14 protein-coding genes are annotated in these 17,971 nt (G+C 72.1%); 11 read left to right on the top strand and 3 right to left on the bottom strand.

What is annotated here, in order from left to right; all coding sequences use genetic code 11:
* From IE237_RS39980 to IE237_RS39970, 3 genes are all read left to right on the top strand, one after another.
* Window positions 1-3,413: type I polyketide synthase (locus IE237_RS39980; RefSeq protein ID WP_189807136.1), on the top strand; the 3,413-nt coding region annotated here is incomplete at its 5' end.
* 85 nt (window positions 3,414-3,498) lie between these two features.
* Window positions 3,499-4,296: an arylamine N-acetyltransferase family protein gene (locus IE237_RS39975; RefSeq protein ID WP_189807135.1), complete on the top strand. Its 798-nt coding sequence runs from the start codon at window positions 3,499-3,501 to the stop codon at window positions 4,294-4,296.
* 10 nt (window positions 4,297-4,306) lie between these two features.
* The gene (locus tag IE237_RS39970) at window positions 4,307-5,503 is read left to right on the top strand and encodes a 3-deoxy-7-phosphoheptulonate synthase (RefSeq protein ID WP_189807134.1); all 1,197 of its coding nucleotides are present in this window, start codon (window positions 4,307-4,309) and stop codon (window positions 5,501-5,503) included.
* A 115-nt stretch (window positions 5,504-5,618) separates the two neighbouring features.
* Here IE237_RS39970 and IE237_RS39965 read toward each other — a convergent pair whose 3' ends face one another.
* The gene (locus tag IE237_RS39965) at window positions 5,619-6,587 is read right to left on the bottom strand and encodes a zinc-binding dehydrogenase (protein ID WP_189807133.1); all 969 of its coding nucleotides are present in this window, start codon (window positions 6,585-6,587) and stop codon (window positions 5,619-5,621) included.
* Between the two features lie 332 nt (window positions 6,588-6,919).
* Between IE237_RS39965 and IE237_RS39960 the strand changes: the two genes are divergently transcribed.
* A complete protein-coding gene (locus tag IE237_RS39960; RefSeq protein ID WP_189807132.1) occupies window positions 6,920-8,200 on the top strand; it encodes a phthiocerol/phthiodiolone dimycocerosyl transferase family protein in 1,281 nt (426 codons plus the stop codon).
* 28 nt (window positions 8,201-8,228) lie between these two features.
* On the top strand, window positions 8,229-8,915 hold the full coding sequence (locus tag IE237_RS39955) for an SDR family NAD(P)-dependent oxidoreductase (protein WP_189807131.1): 687 nt from the start codon (window positions 8,229-8,231) through the stop codon (window positions 8,913-8,915).
* 91 nt (window positions 8,916-9,006) lie between these two features.
* Here IE237_RS39955 and IE237_RS39950 read toward each other — a convergent pair whose 3' ends face one another.
* Together IE237_RS39950 and IE237_RS39945 are read right to left on the bottom strand one after the other, a co-directional pair.
* The gene (locus IE237_RS39950) at window positions 9,007-10,197 is read right to left on the bottom strand and encodes a cytochrome P450 (protein ID WP_189807130.1); all 1,191 of its coding nucleotides are present in this window, start codon (window positions 10,195-10,197) and stop codon (window positions 9,007-9,009) included.
* A gap of 61 nt (window positions 10,198-10,258) precedes the next feature.
* A complete protein-coding gene (locus IE237_RS39945; RefSeq protein WP_189807129.1) occupies window positions 10,259-11,257 on the bottom strand; it encodes an acetamidase/formamidase family protein in 999 nt (332 codons plus the stop codon).
* A 159-nt stretch (window positions 11,258-11,416) separates the two neighbouring features.
* Here IE237_RS39945 and IE237_RS39940 point away from each other — a divergent pair, with 159 nt between their 5' ends.
* The 6 genes from IE237_RS39940 to IE237_RS39915 form a co-directional block, all read left to right on the top strand.
* Window positions 11,417-13,048 carry a class I adenylate-forming enzyme family protein gene (locus IE237_RS39940; RefSeq protein WP_368858581.1) on the top strand — a complete coding sequence of 544 codons (1,632 nt, stop codon included), beginning with the start codon at window positions 11,417-11,419 and terminating at the stop codon, window positions 13,046-13,048.
* Window position 13,049: 1 nt separating this feature from the next.
* Window positions 13,050-14,984 (top strand): non-ribosomal peptide synthetase, encoded by a 1,935-nt coding sequence (locus tag IE237_RS39935; protein ID WP_229844227.1) that lies wholly within the window; start codon window positions 13,050-13,052, stop codon window positions 14,982-14,984.
* A 67-nt stretch (window positions 14,985-15,051) separates the two neighbouring features.
* Window positions 15,052-16,395 (top strand): cytochrome P450, encoded by a 1,344-nt coding sequence (locus tag IE237_RS39930; RefSeq protein ID WP_229844224.1) that lies wholly within the window; start codon window positions 15,052-15,054, stop codon window positions 16,393-16,395.
* Window positions 16,396-16,449: 54 nt separating this feature from the next.
* Entirely contained in the window at window positions 16,450-16,662 is a 213-nt protein-coding gene (locus IE237_RS39925) for an MbtH family protein (protein WP_189807128.1), read from the top strand.
* Window positions 16,659-17,426 carry a 3-oxoacyl-ACP reductase FabG gene (fabG, locus tag IE237_RS39920; RefSeq protein ID WP_189807127.1) on the top strand — a complete coding sequence of 256 codons (768 nt, stop codon included), beginning with the start codon at window positions 16,659-16,661 and terminating at the stop codon, window positions 17,424-17,426. Before IE237_RS39925 ends, fabG begins: the two co-directional genes overlap by 4 nt.
* Before the next feature lie 128 nt (window positions 17,427-17,554).
* Window positions 17,555-17,971: acyl-CoA dehydrogenase family protein (locus IE237_RS39915; RefSeq protein ID WP_189807126.1), on the top strand; the 417-nt coding region annotated here is incomplete at its 3' end.

Here is a 17,971-nt window from a genome sequence, read left to right as displayed (position 1 = left end):
GCTCGTCGTCGCTGGTCGCGATCCATCTGGCGGCGCAGGCGCTGCGGCAGGGCGAGTGCACCATGGCCCTCGCCGGCGGAGCCACCGTCATGTCCAGCCCGGACACGTTCATCGGCTTCTCGCGCCAGCGCGGCCTGGCCGCCGACGGCCGGGTCAAGGCCTTCTCCTCCTCTGCCGACGGCACGGGCTGGGCCGAAGGTGTCGGTGTCCTGCTGCTTGAGCGGCTGTCGGACGCCCGGAAGAACGGTCACCAGGTCCTCGCGGTCGTGCGCGGCTCGGCGGTGAACCAGGACGGTGCCTCGAACGGCCTGACCGCTCCGAACGGTCCGGCGCAGCAGCGGGTGATCCGCAAGGCGCTGGCCGGCGCGGGTCTCACGTCGGCGGACGTCGACGTCGTCGAGGCGCACGGCACCGGCACCAGGCTCGGTGACCCGATCGAGGCGCAGGCGCTGCTGGCCACGTACGGTCAGGGCCGCGAGGAGGGCCGACCGCTCTGGCTCGGCTCGGTCAAGTCCAACATCGGTCACGCACAGGCCGCTTCGGGCGTGGCGAGCGTCATCAAGATGGTCGAGTCCATGCGGCACGGTGTGCTCCCGGCGACGCTGAACGTCGACGAGCCGACGCCCGAGGTGGACTGGTCGGCCGGTGCCGTGGAGCTCCTCACGGAGTCGCGGTCGTGGCCGGAGACCGACCGTGCGCGCCGCGCCGGTGTCTCGTCGTTCGGCGTCAGTGGCACGAACGCGCACGTGATCCTGGAGCAGGCGCCGGCCGAGGCCGAGCTGCCCCTCCAGGTGGAGAGCGATGCGGTGCTGCCGTTCGTCGTCTCGGCGAAGGGAACGGCAGCGCTCGCCGGGCAGGCGCAGCGGCTGACCGCCTACGTCGAGGCGGGCGAGAGCGTCTCGCTCGCACAGGTCGCGGGGGCCCTGGCCTCCGGTCGTGCGGTGCTGTCGGACCGTGCGGTGGTGGTCGCGGGTTCGCGCGACGAGCTGCTGTCCGGTCTGGGTGCGGTGGCGCGTGGCGAGTCCGTGGTGGGTCGTTCCGCTGTTCCGGGTCGTTCGGTGTTCGTGTTCCCGGGTCAGGGTGCGCAGTGGGTCGGCATGGGCCGGGAACTGCTGGATTCGTCCCAGGTGTTCGCGGATCGGGTGGCCGCGTGTGAGCGTGCGTTGGCGCCGTTCGTGGACTGGTCGCTGACGGATGTCCTGCGCGGCGATGCCGATGCGGAGCTGCTGGAGCGGGTCGATGTGATCCAGCCGGCGAGCTTCGCGGTGATGGTGTCGCTGGCGGCGGTGTGGCGTGCGGCCGGTGTCGTCCCCGACGCGGTGCTTGGTCACTCTCAGGGTGAGATCGCCGCTGCGTGCGTGGCGGGTGCGCTGTCCCTGGAGGACGCCGCGCGCGTGGTGGCTCTCCGGAGCCAGGCGATCGGCCGGGTTCTGTCCGGTGCGGGTGGCATGGCTTCGGTGGCTCTGCCGGAGACCGAGATCCGCGGCCTGCTGGTCGAGGGTGTCGAGATCGCGGCCGTCAACGGCCCGACCTCGACGGTGATCGCCGGTGACGCGGACGCTCTGGACGGTCTGCTGACCGTCCTGGAGGCCCAGGGTGTCCGGGTGCGGCGGGTCGCGGTGGACTACGCGTCCCACACTCGTCACGTCGAGGCCGTGGAGGAGGTCCTCGCGTCCGAGCTCGCCGGTGTCACGGCGCTGGCTCCCGAGATTCCGTTCTTCTCCTCGGTGGACGGTGCCTGGGTCGAGTCCGAGGGTGTTCTCGACGGCGGGTACTGGTACCGCAACCTGCGCCAGACGGTCGGCTTCGAGCCCGCCGTCCGTGCCCTGATCAGTGAAGGCTTCGGCGTCTTCGTCGAGGTCAGCCCCCACACCGTCCTGCTCCAGCCCATCTCCGAGATCGCGGACAGCACGGACGTCACCCCCCTGCTGGTGGGCTCCCTGCGTCGTGGTGAGGGTGGCATGCGGCGCATGCTGACGTCGCTCGCCGAGGCGTTCGTGCGCGGGGTGGACGTCGACTGGACGGCCGTCCTGCCTGCCGGGTCCGTCCGGCACCAGGTCGACCTGCCGACGTACGCCTTCGACCACGAGCACTACTGGATCCGGCGCACGAAGTCGGCCATGCCCGCAGGGTCGTTCGGCCAGACCGAGTCCGATCACCCGCTCCTCGGCGCCGTCGTCGAGCTGCCGCAGTCGGACGGGCTGGTCTTCACCTCCCGCTGGTCGCTGCGGACGCACTCCTGGCTGGCCGACCACGCCGTCCACGGCGCGGCGCTGGTTCCGGGGGCGGCCTTCGTCGACCTGGCCATCAGGGCGGGTGACGAGTTCGGCTGCGAGGTGCTGGACGAGCTGGTGACCGACGTGCCGCTGGTGCTGCCGGAGGAGGGTTCCGTCCGGGTGCACGTCGCCGTCGGTGGCGAGGACCCGATGGGCCGTCGTTCCGTCGCGGTCTACTCCTCGTCCGGGGACGTCCGTGACGCCGGTCAGGGAGGCGGACAGGAGTGGACCCGGCACGCGTACGGCACGCTGTCGCCCGAGGCGCCCTTCGGGGGTGCGGGTGCGGGTGACGGCGGCGGTGCCGACCTCGCCCAGTGGCCGCCGGCCGGTGCCGAGCCCGTCGACCTCACCGACCTCTACGCCGTGCTCACGAAGAAGGGGTACGTCCACGGGCCGGCGTTCCAGGCCCTGCGGGCCGTCTGGCGCCGCGGTGAGGAGCTCTTCGCCGAGGCCGCCCTGGCGGAGGACCAGCGCGCGGACGCGGGCCTGTTCGGTCTGCACCCGGCTCTGCTGGACGCGGCGACGCAGCCCGCGCTGTCCGTGGCCGGCGCCGACGGGGAGACGCGGATGCTCTCCGCGTGGCACGACGTGGTGCTGCACGCCGAGGGTGCCGCGAGCCTGCGGATCATGCTCACCCGGACCGGCTCCGACGCGCTGTCGTTCGCGGCGGTCGACGAGATGGGGACGCCGGTGCTGACGATGCGGTCCGTGGTCGCGCGGCCCGTCTCCGCCGAGGAGATCGGGGCGGCCGCCGTCCGCGGTGACCGGGCGCGGCTCCAGCGGGTTCCGGCCCGGAGGAGGCGCCCGACGGCCCAGGTCTCGGTGTCGGCCGACGAGCGGCGTGCGCTGGCGGACCAGCTGGAGACGCTGCCGGCCGCCGAGCGGGAGGAGCTCCTGCTCGACGTGGTCCGTACGCAGATCGCCGCGGTCCTCGGATACGCCACGGCCGACCGGCTCGGTGCCGACCAGGGGCTCTTCGAGATCGGTTTCGACTCGCTGACGGCGATGCAGCTGCGCAACAGGCTGGTCGAGCTGAGCGGCACGAAGCTGCCGTCCAACGTGGTCTTCGAGTACCCGACCCCTTCGATGCTCGCCGCGTTCCTGCACGAGCGGACGACCGACCGGCTCGCCGGCTGACGACGTCTCCCTGAGAACCGCTCCGGTGCCGGCCGCCCTTCCGGCGGCCGGCACCGGGGCCACCTGACGAGAAATGTGGTGAGAAATGTTCGACGTCGACGCATATCTGCGGCGTATAGGTCATGAGGGAGAGACGAAACCGGATCTCGACACGCTGCGGGTGTTGCACAAGAAACACCTCATGGCCATTCCCTACAACAGCGTCATCTCGCTCACCCGTCCGCCGTCGCGGCGGGGTGCCGGAGTCGACCTGGTCGACATCGACGAGGACGCCACATTCGACGCGGTGATCGCCGAAGGCAACGGCGGCGGCTGTATTCAGCTCAGCCGTCTCTTCTTCCGGCTGCTCCGCGCATTGGGTTTCGACGTCGCCCTGCTCGGCGGCAGCACCGTCGAGGGCGCGCAGGTCTTCGGCACCGAGGTCGAGCACATGCTCCTCCTCGTCACGTTCGGCGACGAGCGGTGGCTGGTCGACGTCGGCTACGCGGGACCGTCGTTCCTGGAACCGCTGCGGGTCGGCGAGGAGATCCAGGTCCAGTACGGCGTCCAGTACCGGCTCGTCGAGGACGCCGGGAGCCTCGTGCTGCGGCGCTGCGCGCAGGGCGGCCGCTGGCACGTCGTCTACCGCTTCACGCTGGCCGTCCGGGAGCCCGCCGCCTGGTCGGAGTTCGAGGCCAAGGTCAACGCGAACCTGGCCGCGGCGGAACCGGGCGCGGGCGGCGGGCTGATGCTCTGCAGCCGGGCTCTGGAGGACGGCCAGGCCATCCTGAAGGGGCGGCGGTACCTGACGGTCCGGGACGGCCGCGAGGAGGTCCGTACTCTCATCGACTCCACCGAGTACGAGCACCTCGCCGCGGGCATCCTCACCGGACCCGTCGGCTGATCGGCCCGCCGTGTCCTACGTGACCCTGCTTCCCCAGACCGTCGAGGAACTCGCCGGGGCCTTCGTCGACGAGGGTTCCGGGGCCGTCGCCGGCGAGGGCCGCGACACGGCGCACGCCGTCCGGGAACACCTCCGGGCCGCGCCGCCGCTCGTGGCGCCGGCCGAGACGGAACGGCTCTCGGAACGGCTGGCGGCGGTGGCCCGGGGCGAGGCGTTCCTGCTCCAGGGCGGGGACGGCACCGGGGCCGCCACCGGCGACCTCCAGGCGCGCCTGGAGGCGGACCTGCGCGTGCTGCACCAGCTGGGCGTCGTCCTCATGTACGCGACCGGTCTGCCGGTGGTGAAGACGGCCCAGGTCTGCGGTCCGTACGCGCGGCCCCACCGCCTCGCCGATGGCGCAGTCCCGCCGGACCACGTCCCGTCGGCCGCCGCCATGAACCTCTTCCGGGGACTGTGCCGCGGCGAGGCACCCACCCTGGACCGGGTCCACGGCTGGAACACGGAGTTCGCGCGCACCGCCGCCGGTGCCCGCCACCGGGGCCTCGTCGACAGGATCGGCCGAGGTCTGCGCTTCATGGCGGCCGGCGGCTTCACCGACCACACCGCGCGCACGGCCGAGGTGTACACCGCGCGCCGGATGCCGGCCCCGGGCGACGAGCGGGCCATGACGCGTCCCCACCCGGACGCCGCCCGCCCGGCGGCCCCGGAGGTCAACGGTTCGGCGCACTTCCTGTGGCTCGACGCCCGTACCGCCCGCACGGACGCCTCGTACGCCGACCTCGTCCGGCGGGCGTCGAACCCGGTCGGTCTGCGGATCGGCCCCGACACCACTCCGGCGCAGGCCGCCGGTCTCGTGGAACGCTTCGACCCGCACGCCGTCCCCGGCCGTCTGACGCTGACCTGCGCGATGGGGAGCCGAGGGGTCCGCGACCTCCTGCCGCCGGTCGTCGAGCGGGTCGAGGCGACGGGGCGGAAGGTCGTCTGGCAGTGCGACCCGCTGCACCGCGACCCGGCGGCGTCCGAGGGGGCGTTCGACGAGGTCACGGGCTTCGTCGAGGTGCACCGCGGCCTGGGCACCCACCCCGGGGGACTCCGTGTCGAGACCGGCGGTCCGCGCGACAGCGCCGCAGGGGCGCGGCTCACCGCTCCGCGGGCCGTCGCGCTCGGCTTCCACACCGCGGAACTGCTCGGGGCACTGGGCACATGAGGGAGGCCGGCACCCCGCGGTGCCGGCCCATGCGAAGAGGCGGTGCCCGGGTTCTCCCCGGGCACCGCCTCTTCGTCGGTCGGTCAGACAGCCGGCCGGCGGACGGCCGCCCGCCTCACGGCCAGGTGAGGACGAGGTTGCCCCGCACATCCCCGTCCGACAGGCGCTTGAAGGCCGCGTGCGCGTCCTGCGCCGACATCACCTCGTCCACGAGCGGCCGGATGCCCGTCGTGTTCATCAGCGCGAGCATCCGCGCGTACTCGTCCCGCGTACCGCTGAACGAGCCGACGATCTTGATCTGGTGGAAGTAGATCCGGTGCAGCCGCGCGGGCGACACGTCCCCCGTCGTCGCGCCGGCGACGACGACCGTTCCGCCGTTGCGCACGCTCCGCAGCGAATGCGTCCAGGTCGCCCTGCCGACGCTGTCGACGACCGCGTCCACCTGCTCCGGCAGCTCGGCGTTGCTCTCGAACACCTCATGGGCGCCGAGCCGCTTGGCCAGGTCCCGCTTGTCGGCGGTGCGGCTCGTGGCGTAGACCCGGAGTCCGGCCGCCGCGCCCAGCTGGATCAGCGCGGTGGACAGTCCACCCGCGGCGCCCTGCACGAGCACGGAGTTCCCGGGGAGCAGCTCGGCCTTGGTGAACAGCATCCGGTACGCGGGCAGCCACGTGCACATCAGACAGGCGGCCTCCTCCCACGTGAGGTGGTCCGGGACCGGCAGCAGGCTGTGGGCGGGCGCGGCGATGTACTCGGCGAGCGTTCCCGGGCGTGCCCCGACGAGCTGCGCGGCCGGCAGGACGAGCGTCTCGTCGGTCGTGCCGGGCGGGGAGTCCAGTACGGGATAGAGCGTCACCCGGCGGCCGTCCGGATCCTCGCCGGCGGCCTCGCAGCCCAGGATCCGCGGGTACTTGTCGTGGTTCAGCCCGACGCCCCGCAGGGTCCACAGATCCTTGTGGTTGAGGGAGACGGCCCGGACCCGGACGCGTACCCAGCCCTCGGGGACCACGGGGTCCGGGCGTTCGCCGATGACCAGCGCGGAGAGCGGGTCGTGGTCGTCCGGGCGGGCTGCGTAGACGGCTTTCACACGTATGCCCTCTCGCGTCGTGCCTGAATGGGCGGGGGAATGTCGCGACAGTGCATGAATCTCCTCACGCAGTGGTCGGTCAGCAAGGGAAAGGCGAATGCAGCACTTTCTTGGACGCACTGGCTGTGGAGTCCTGTCATGCCATTCGGTGACGCTAGTACCGGGCGGTAGGCCCGCACATCCCTCAGCCTGGTAGGAGCCTGCCGGTACCTGTCGGGACCGGCCTCTTTCTCTCCGACTTCTCCCGCGGAACTGTCAGGCCGAGGGATGTGGAACCGCCCCGGTCGGCTTTAGCGTGACGGCGCCGAGTCATGTCTGGAGAAATGATCTGTATGCGACGCAAGCTGTCACTGTCGGAAATCCTGTACGTCGGTGAGATCAGAACCCTCGCGACGACCGTCTGCACGATACGCGGCGACGTCGACGAGGAGTTGCTGGCCGCGGCGTTCGCCGCGAAGGTCGCCGAGCACCGCTCGCTCCGCAGCCGGGTGACCCGCGACGGCGACGAGGTGTTCCTCGAACTCCTCGACGAGGACGAGCTGCCGCGCCTGGAGGTGCGTCCGGCCGGGCCCACCGACCTGACCGACCAGCTCAACCGGCCGCTGCCGGCCGGCGGCCCCCTGGTCCGCGCCACCCTCTTCCGCGGCGACGGCGAGTCGACGTTCGTCCTCGGCATCGACCACGTCATCTGCGACGGACACAGCGCCACCGTCCTGTGCAACGAGATCTGGAGCGCGTACTCCGGGATCCAGGACGGTGCGTACGAAGCTCCGCGGAGCGCGGCGGAGTCGTGGCCGGTGGCCGTCGACGACCTGCTCGCGCCGCACTCGGACGAGGACCTCGCCGCGTACGTGAAGGACCGCACCGAGCGGACCTCCGCGCACCCGCTCGCCGTACTCCCGTTCACGGCGGAGGAATCGTCGCAGGACGGGCCCCTGATGGACGTGCGGCGCATCCGTCTGACCCGCGAACAGACCTCCGCCCTCGTCGCGTTCGCCAAGAGCGCCGGCGTCTCCGTGCACGGCCTGGTCGGAGCGGCCCTCCTGACCGCGGTCCGGGACGGCTACGGGCCCGGCTACGGGAGCGACCACCGGCTGAGCTTCGTCTCGCCCGTCGACCTGCGCGCCCGGCTGACCCCCGCGCTCGGCCGCGACGTGCTGATCCCCGCCGCGTCCTGGTACCTCGACGTCGTCGACGTGCCCGCCGACGGCGATCTGATCGAGCTGGGCCGCCGGATCACCGGGCAGCTGCGCGACGCCATCGAGCGGGGCGAGCCGGCCCGGGAGCTCCAGGCCCTGCCCCGGCTGCTCGCGAACCCGTCCGTGCTGACGGCCAGCCTCGTCATGCCCAACGTGGGTGCCGTCGCCGGGCCGCCGGCGCCGCGCGGTCTCGAGATCACCGACATGCGCAAGTTCGCCATCTCCTCCAAGTGGGTCCCCGAGGCCGGGGCGGGCGCGCTCGTGGCGTCCCCGATGACCGTGTACGGCCGCCTCAGCATCGAGATGCCGTACAGCGCCAAGTGCTTCACCCCCGCCCGGATGGACGAGATCCACGACCACGTCCTGGCGACCCTGCTCTCCTTCGTGGAGCGCGCCCCGGTGTCCGCGGCCTGACGCCGCCCCGTCGAGAGAGGAACGAACCATGGCTCGAGTCGCGATGGTGACCGGCGCGGCGCACGGCATCGGTGCCGACGCGTCCGTGCGGCTGGCCGAACACGGCATGGACGTCGCCGTGCTCGGAGCGGACGAGGCCGCGCACGCCGACACGGTGCGGCGGATCACGGAGACGGGGCGGCGGTGCGTGTTCGTGGCCGCCGACGTCGCCGACGCGGGATCGGTCGACCGCGCGCTGGCGCGCGTCCACTCCGAACTCGGGGACCCTGAGGTCCTGTTGACCTGCGTCGGGGCCGTCGACCGCGGTCCGCTGGGCGAACTCTCCGATCAGGACTGGGCCGAGGCCGTCGGCGGCCCCCTGCGAGGGGTGTTCGTCACCAGCCGCGCGGTCGTCGACCCGATGATCAAGAACGGCGGGGGCCGCATCCTCGCGCTGGCCGACGTCGTGGGCGGCGGCCGGCCGACGGCGGCGCGGAACTCGGTCGTCGAGACGGGCCTCGCCGGGTTCGTCCGGACGATCGCCAAGGAGCTGCGGCCGTTCGGCATCACGGCCAACGTCGTCGCTCCGGAGCCCGCCGGGACGGACCTGACCGCCACCGCCACCGCCGGTGGATCGGCGTACGCGGCGGGGGCGCTCGACGCCGTAAGGTTCCTGGCCGGCGCCGAGGCCTCGGCCGTGTCCGGCCAGATCGTCCACGTCGCGATGACGGCGTGACGGCGGACGCATGACCGTGGGACGAGACGGCGGAGCGGGCCCGGAGATCCTCCGGGCCCGCTCCGCCGTGTGCGACGTGCCGGTCAGTCCGTCACCAGCGGACCGGCAGTTCGAGCATGCTCACCACCGTGGAACGGCCCCGCAGCGGGACCTCCTCCAGCGGGACGGCCAGCTCGAGGCCGGGCAGCTCCTCGACCAGCGTCCGGAGTCCGGCGCCGATGACGATGCGCGCCAGGTTCTGGCCGAGGCACATGTGCACGCCGTATCCGAAGGCCATCTGGCCCGAGGTGTCACGGTCGAAGTCCAGCGCGTGCGGGCAGCCGAACTTGGCCGGGTCGCGGTTGGCGGCGGGCAGCGACACGGTGACCGTGTCGTCCTTCCGGATGGTCTCGCCGCCGAGCTCGATGTCCTCCAGCGCGGTGCGGAAGATCTGGTACTGGTTGACCGTCGTGTAGCGGAGGAGCTCCTCGATCGCGTTCGCGGACCTCGGGTTCGCCCGGAACTCCGCGAGCCGGTCGGTGTGGTGCAGCAGCGCCAGCGTGCTGCACGTCAGCGCGGCCTCCGTCGTGGAGTACCCCGCGACGAACACCAGGAGGATCATGTTGGTGATCTCCTGGTCCGTCAGCTCGCCGGCGGCGATGAGACGGCTCAGCATGTCGTCGCCCGGCTCGTCCCGCTTCCGCTGGACGAGGTCGCGCACGTAGAAGAACGACTCGCGGCCCGCGGCGAGCTCGTCGTCCAGCTCGATGCTCTCGTCGTTCGAGGTGTCGGGCAGCTGGGCGATCTTCTCGCACTCCTCGTACGGAATGCCGATCAGCTCGCAGATGACCTGGAGGACCAGGGGCCGGACGAAGGAGGCGACGAGGTCGGCCGAGGTGCCCTGCTCGCGCATCCCCTTCAGGTGCTCGGCGGCCAGGACGTCGACGCGGTCCGCCCACTGGTTCATCCGGCGGGTGGTGAATTCACCGGTCAGCAGCTTCCGGTACTTCGTGTGGTCCGGCGGGTCCATGTGAATGAACATCCCGGGCATCACCGGCAGCGGCGGAATCTGCTTGCCCTTTTTGGTGATGGGGAAGTGGCCGATCCCGTAATTGTGGCTGAAGACCGGATTGCTGAGGATCTCGCGGGACAGCTCGTGACCGGTCACCAGCCAGCCGACATGGCCGCTCGGGTAGGTCATTCTCGTCAGCGGCCGTTCCCGGCTCAGGTCCAGCAGGAGCGACGGCGGATCGAAATGATCCGTGCGGTCCCAGTGCTGCTGATAGGTTATCGGCTCGCTCATCGCGGCATCCTTCTCGATATCGGGCATACGCAGTGGGGGGTGGGGGTTCGCCGGCCGGCCGTCACCGGGCCGACGGCCGCAGCCAGGCGCCGATCCGCTCCTGGACCTCCGGCGGGAAGACGTCCTTCGGCACCATGCCGTGGACCGTCTTCGGGGGCAGCGCGCTGTACGAGGAGCCGCGCTGGTCCGCGTACTGCGTGATCCGGAAGCTCACCGCCATGCCGCACAGCGCGTACGCCTCGGCCGCCGTGATGTCCGCCGCGGCCGGCAGCCAGGCCACGAGGCCACGCAGGCAGGCGAGGAGCGCGTCGTCGAGGTTGTCGGCGAAGCCGAAGCCGATCCAGTGCGTCTCGGTCTCCGCCAGCGGGGCGTCGAGCGCGACGGACTTGTGCAGGTCGTAGCGGATCCGCAGGTCCTCCGCGGCCGACTTGATGCCCGTCTGGTCCACCATGCCGTCGCCCTGCGCCGCGTGCACGTCACCGATCCACACGCGCCCGCCGGGCTTGGCCACCGGCAGGAACAGCGAGGAACCGACGGTGAGTTCGCGCAGCACGAGGTTGCCGCCGTAGGGGCCCGCGAGCAGCGCGCTCACCGGCTCGTCGCCGGCCGGCTCGACGGCCGTGATCCCCAGGAACGGCGCCAGCGGGATCGTGCTCCCCTGCGCGTACGTGGCCGTGCGGCGCTCCTCGTCGAAGCGGAAGTAGTGCATGTACGGCTCGGTGAAGTCGTCACGCAGCGCGCCCGAGCCCGGGTGCGAGGCGTTGCAGCCCCAGTCCCGGGTGCGGAGGGCGGTGAGCCGGCACTCGATGACATCGCCCGGCTCGGCTCCGGCGACCTCCACCGGGCCCAGGAGCGGGAACGGGTTGCCGGGATTGCGCCGGCGGACGTCGACCAGCTCCTCGAACGACATCCCGAACGCCAACTCGTTGTTCCAGTTGGTCCAGGTGTCGGGGTAGCTCACCACATCGCCGGATTCAATCTTCGCGACCGCCGGGGCACCCGGGTCGAGTACGCCGGAACGCACAGTGACGGGTGTCGACTCGACCGTATGTATCTCCATGGCGTACGACGCTAGGACAGCCGTCGTCCGAATATCAAGGCATTCCGTCGGCATTCTCACGACTACCAGACCTGGGGATGTCGGGGCCTCGGCTCCACCTCTATCTTGAGATCTGGTGAACGACCTTTTCAGCGGGCCGATACGCGAGGCCGGAACGCCGTGCCTCAATTGACTGATGCGCTGACGGCCTCGCTCCCACGAGCCGAATGGAGAACGTGGTTGCAAGGCAATAGTCATTACGTCCGGCAGATCCTGGACGCCCTCGGTGCCAATCCCCTGAATGCACCCCTCATATGCGAGGACGTGCCCACCACCGCCGGATCCCTCGCCGACTCGGTGACCTCGGCCGCCCACGCCATGCGCGCGCAGGGCGTCGGCCTCGACAGCGTGGTCGCCGTCCTGACCAACGCCAACACCCCGGCGACGCTGATCCTGCGCTGGGCGGCGAACCTGCTCGGCGCCACGGTGGTCCACCTCAGGGGAGTCAACGCGGTCAACCCGCTCGACCAACTGCCGCTGGAACTCCAGCTCGACATCCTCACCGACGTCCGCGCCACCCTGGTGGCCGTCGACGCCGACAACGTCGACCGCGGCCGCGAACTGTGCGACGCGCTGAAGACGCGCCCGCTGCTCGCCGGCCTCGGCGCCTTCGGCCCCGACATCGTCGACCTCACCGCGGCCCCCGCCGACGCGTTCGACCCGGAGACCGCCGAGACCGGCGACATCGCCGTCGTCACGTACACGAGCGGCTCCACCGGCCGCCCCAAGGGCGTCAGTTGGTCGTTCGCGGTGAAGAACGACATGGTGGCCACCTCGGCGGCCCGCGGCGTCCCCGCGAACTGCCTCGTCACCGCGCCGCTCACGCACTCCAGCGGCTTCGCCGCCGACGACACCGTCATCACCGGCGGCCTCGTCGTCCTCCAGTCCGCCTTCGACGCGACCGAGGTCCTGCGGGCGATCGGCCGGTACGGCATCACCCGCCTCGTCCTGTCCGCGCCCCAGGTGTACGCGCTGACCGAGCACCCCGCCATCGGCAGCACCGACCTGTCGACCGTCCGGGAGCTCTTCTACACCGGCAGCGCCGCCTCCCCGGACCGCATCGGCAAGGCCGTCGAGGTCCTCGGCCCCGTCATCATGCAGGTGTACGGCACGAGCGAGAGCGGCCTCATCAGCCTCCTCCTCCCGGACGACCACCGCGACCCCGCCCTGCGGGCCACCGTCGGCCGCCCGCCCGAGGGCGTCCGCGTGACCATCCGCGACACCGAGGACGGCCGCGTCCTGCCGCCCGGCGAGCCCGGCGAGGTCTGCGTCATCTCCCGCTGGTCGATGGAGCGCTACTGGAACGAGCCCGAGCTCACCGCACGCACCGTCCGCGACGGCTGGATCCACACCGGCGACATCGGTCACCTCGACGACGCCGGATACCTGCACCTGCACGGCCGCATCGCCGACGTCATCAAGACGAACGGCATCAAGGTCTACCCGGCGTCCGTCGAGCGCGCCCTGCTCGACCACCCGGCGGTCGCGGAAGCGGCCGTCTTCGGCGTCGAGGACGTGGACCGGCTCGAACGGATCTGCGCCGTGATCGTCGCCACCCCGGGCGCCGCCCCGGACGCCGAGGAGCTGCGCCGGCACGTCGGCGAGCGGCTCACGCCGAACCACGTACCGGCCGACATCGAGCTGCGCACCGCCCTGCCGGTCCTCGCCCTCGGCAAGCCCGACCGGCTCCGGCTGCGCGCCGAGGCCCGGGAGCGGCTCGCGGTCACCGACGCCGGCTGGCCGGTGGCCTGACATGCCGGACACGCCCGACGCACCCGCCGAACCCGGCACCCCTGACATGACGAAGCCGAACACGACGACGGGCGGTACGGCCGCGTCGTCCGGGACCGCCCCCCTTGAGGAGAAGGACGGCATGGCCACCACCACACACGGCCCGAGGAACGACAGCGGCCCCCGACAGGCCCCGGTCACCCTCGCCGAGCTGCTGGAGCGGCGGGCCAAGGACTGTCCCGACGCCACCGCGCTCGTCTCCACCGAGGAGACCCTCACCTACGAGGAGTTCAACCACCGCGCCAACCGGCTCGCCCAGGTCCTCCTCGCCCACGGCGCGGGCCCCGAGAAGCTGGTCGCCCTGGCCCTGCCGCGCTCGGTCGACATGGTCGTCGCCACCCTCGCGGTCGCCAAGACCGGCGCCGCGTTCCTGCCGGTCGACCCCGCCTACCCGGCCGACCGCATCGCCTTCGTCCTCACCGACGCCGCCCCCGCCCTGGTGGTCACCGCCCGCACCTCGGCCGACCGGATCCCGCCGGGCCCCGGCATCGACCGCCTCGTCCTCGACGAGCCGGAGACCGCCGACCGGATCGCGGCGGCCCCCGACGCGAACCCGGCGCTCGTCGAGCTCGACGCCCCCCTGACGGCGGCCGGCCTCGCGTACGTCATCTACACCTCCGGCACCACCGGCACGCCCAAGGGCGTCGCCGTCACCCACGCCGGCCTCGCCGGTCTCGCCACCGCGACGGTCGAGCGGATGGCCGTCGACGCCGACAGCCGGCTGCTCCAGTTCGCCTCGCCGAGCTTCGACGCGTACGTCTTCGAGCTGCTGGCCGTCCTCGAGGCGGGCGCCGCCCTCGTCGTCCCGCCGACCGGCACCCTCGCCGGCGAGACCCTGACCGAGGTCCTCACCGGACTGGCCGTCAGCCACGCCGTGCTCCCGCCGGTCGCCGCGGCCAGCGTCCCCGCCGCCGACCTCCCCGGAGTACGCAGCCTGCTCGTCGCGGGCGAGGCGTGCACCGCCGAACTCGTCGAGCGCTGGACGGCACAGGACCGCCGGATGATCAACGCGTACGGCCCGACCGAGGTGACCGTCTGCGCGACCATGACCGAACCGCTGACCGCGGCCGGGACCCCCTCGCTCGGCACCGCGATCCCCGGCGCCCGGATCCACGTCCTGGACGCCGGACTGCGCCCCGTCGCCGTCGGCGAGACCGGCGAGCTCTACGTCAGCGGCGACGGCCTGGCCCGCGGCTACCTGCGGCGCCCCGGCCTCACCGCCGAACGCTTCGTCGCCGACCCGTTCGCGGCCGACGGCTCCCGCATGTACCGCACCGGCGACCTGGTCTCCCCGCGGCCCGACGGCGGCCTCGACTTCCACGGCCGCGCCGACGAGCAGGTCAAGCTCCGCGGATTCCGCATCGAGCTCGGCGAGGTGGCGAGCGTCCTGGCCGGACACCCCTCGGTCGACCAGGCCGTGGCCGTCGTCCGCGAGGACCAGCCGGGCACCCGCCAGCTCGTCGCGTACGTGATCGCCGGCCAGACCTACGGCAAGCCCGCCCCGAGCTCCGCGGAACTGCGCGAGCACGCGGCCCGCAGCCTGCCGGAGCACATGGTGCCCGCCGCCGTCGTCACCGTCACCGCCTTCCCGACGACCCCCAACGGCAAGCTCGACCGGCAGGCCCTGCCGGCGCCCGAGACCACGGCCGACACGGCCGGCAGGGCGCCCGGCAACCCGGCGGAAGAGGCCTTCGCCGCCATCTTCGGCGAACTGCTCGGCGTGTCCGAGGTCTACGCCGACAGCAACTTCTTCGCGCTCGGCGGCGACAGCATGCTCGCCATCACCGTCATCCTCAAGGCGCGGGAAGCCGGCTACTCCATCTCGCCCCGCGAAATGATCAGCAACCCGACCGTCGAGGCACTCGCCGCGGTCGCGAGCCGCGCCGACGCCCCGTAGGAGCGCTGAGGGCGATGCCCGGCCCCCTGCCGAACCCGCCGACGCGCAACGCGGACTGGAGACCCCGATGAACGAGACCCCGACGACCGAGGCACCGATGACGACGACCGAGGCACCGAAGACCGAGACCCCGAGGACCGGGCCGGAGACACCCGTCCCCCCGCACCAGAGCAAGCCGATGGTCGACCCGGCCGAACTCGAGAGCCTCGACCTCGCCGACCCCGTCCTCCACGCGGAACGGGACCTGACCGAGGTGTGGCGCCACCTCCGGGCCGAACGCCCCATGTACTGGCAGGAGCCGCGCGGCTCCCAGCCCGGCTTCTGGGTGGTCAGCCGGCACCAGGACGCCATGACCGTCTACCGCGACAAGGAGCACTTCACCACCGAGGGCGGCAATGCCCTGGGCACGCTGCTGACCGGCGGCGACTCCGCGGCCGGCACGATGCTGGCCGTGACGGACGGCGTCCGCCACTCCCAGATCCGCAACATCCTGATGAAGGCCTTCTCGCCGCGGATGCTCCACGACATCCGCGAGGGCCTGCGCGAGACCGTCGACGGCCTCCTCGTGGCCGCCATCGAGAAGGGCGAGTGCGACTTCGCGGAGGACGTCTCCGGCAGCGTCCCGCTGGGCGCGATCTGCGACCTGCTCGGCGTGCCGCGCTCGGACCGCAAGTACCTCCTCAGCCTCACCTCCCGCGCCTGGAGCTCCGACCACGCCGACGCCCCGCCGGAGGACAGCTGGACCGCCAAGAGCGAGATCCTGCTGTACTTCGCCGACCTGGCCGCGACCCGCAAGCACAGCGACCAGGACGACGTCGTCAGCCTCCTGGCCAACAGCCAGATCGAGGGCGAACGCCTCAGCGACGCCGAGCTCATGGCGAACTGCTACGGCCTGATGATCGGCGGCGACGAGACCGGACGCCACGCCATCACCGGCGGCCTGCTCGCCCTGAAGCAGTACCCCGAGCAGTGGAAGGCCCTGCGCAGCGGCGAGGCCAAGCTCGACACCGCGGTCGAGGAGATCCTGCGCTGGACCGTGCCGTCCATCCACGGAGGCCGCGCCGCCACCGGCGACGTCGTCGTCAACGGGCAGCTGATCAAGGCCGGCGAGGTCGTCAGCGTCTGGATCTCCTCGGGCAACTTCGACGGCGACGTCTTCGCGGACCCGTACCGCTTCGCCCTCAACCGCACGCCCAACAAGCACCTCACCTTCGCCCACGGCGCGCACTTCTGCCTGGGGCACTACCTCGCCCGCATGGAGATCGAGGCGGTCCTCGACGGGCTCCGCCGCATGGTCACCGACATCGAGCAGACCGGCCCCGAGAGCTGGATCTACTCGACGATCCTGCACGGCATGCACTCCCTGCCGGTCTCCCTCAAGCCCGACCTCAGCGGCATGCCCAAGGGCTGACCTGCCCGTCCCCCCGCGGTTCGCACCGCGACGCAGCCCCAGAAAGGTGCACCCATGACCCACCCCTTCGAGGACCCGGACGGCAGCTACCTCGTCCTGGTCAACGACGAGGAGCAGTACTCCCTCTGGCCCGCGCCCACCGCCGTACCGGCCGGCTGGCGCAGCGTCATGGGGCCGGCGGCCCGGGCGGCATGCCTGGACCACGTCGAGACCGCGTGGCTCGACATGCGCCCCAAGAGCCTGATCGGGTCGATGGAGGGCGCATGACCTCGGGCAGCCCCCGCGCCCGTGGCGCGGCGGTCGTCACCGGAGCGGGCCGGGGCATCGGCGCCGCCACGGCGAAGCGCCTCGCGGCCGACGGCGCGGCCGTCGTCGCCCTCGACCTCACCGAGGGCGACGCGGCCGACACCGTCGCCGCGATCCGCGCGGCGGGCGGCCGTGCCCTGGCCGTCGGCTGCGACGTCACGGACTCCGCCCAGGTCGACGCCGCGATCGACCGCGCGGTCGCGGAGTACGGACGGCTGGACGTCCTCGTCAACAACGCCGGCGTCCTGCGCGACAACATGCTGTTCATGATGAGCGACGACGACTGGGACACCGTCGTCGACGTCCATCTGAGGGGCGCCTTCCTGTGCTCACGCGCCGCGCAGCGGCACATGAGGCGACAGGGATCGGGGAAGATCGTCAACCTGAGTTCGGTCGCCGCCGACGGCAACCGCGGCCAGGCCAACTACGCGGCCGCCAAAGCGGGTGTGCAGGGGCTCACCCGCACCCTGGCGATCGAGCTGGGCCCGTACGGGATCAATGTCAACGCCATCGCTCCCGGCTTCGTGGCCACGGCCATGACGGACCAGACCGCCCGCCGGACGGGCGCCGACCCGGAGGAGTTCCGGCGGGCGGCGGCCGCCAGGTCGCCGCTGCGCAGGGTCGGCTCACCCGAGGACATCGCCGCGGTGGTGTCGTTCCTCGCGAGTGAGGACGCCGCCTACGTCACCGGCCAGACGATCCACGTGGACGGCGGACCCCAGTAACCCCGCCCCACCCCCTGCGGTGCCGGCGTACGCATCCCACTGCGCCGGCACCGTCACCCGCCACCACTCCCCGGCCACCCCGCCACCCCCGCGCCCGGTACTCCCGACCGGGCCCCAGGAGGACTCCCATGCTTGATCACCGGCTCTCTTCCGAGTACGAGGACCTTCGCCGCACCGTCGCCGCGTTCGCCCAGGACGTGGTCGCCCCGAAGATCGGCGCCTACTACGAGGAGCGGCGGTTCCCGTACGAGATCGTCGCGGAGATGGGCCGCATGGGCCTGTTCGGCCTGCCCTTCCCCGAGGAGTACGGCGGCATGGGCGGCGACTACTTCGCCCTCTGCATCGCCCTGGAGGAGCTGGCCCGCGTCGACTCCTCCGTGGCCATCACCCTGGAGGCCGCGGTCTCTCTCGGCGCGATGCCGATCCACCGCTTCGGCACGGAGGAGCAGAAGCGGGAGTGGCTGCCGAAGCTGTGCAGCGGTGAGGTGCTCGGCGCGTTCGGCCTGACCGAGCCGGGCGCCGGTTCCGACGCGGGAGGCACGCGG

The organism is Streptomyces tanashiensis (assembly GCF_014648895.1).
Taxonomy (GTDB): domain Bacteria; phylum Actinomycetota; class Actinomycetes; order Streptomycetales; family Streptomycetaceae; genus Streptomyces; species Streptomyces tanashiensis.
Note: the sequence above shows the minus strand (reverse complement) of the source record. Positions and strands in the feature narration are given on the sequence as shown.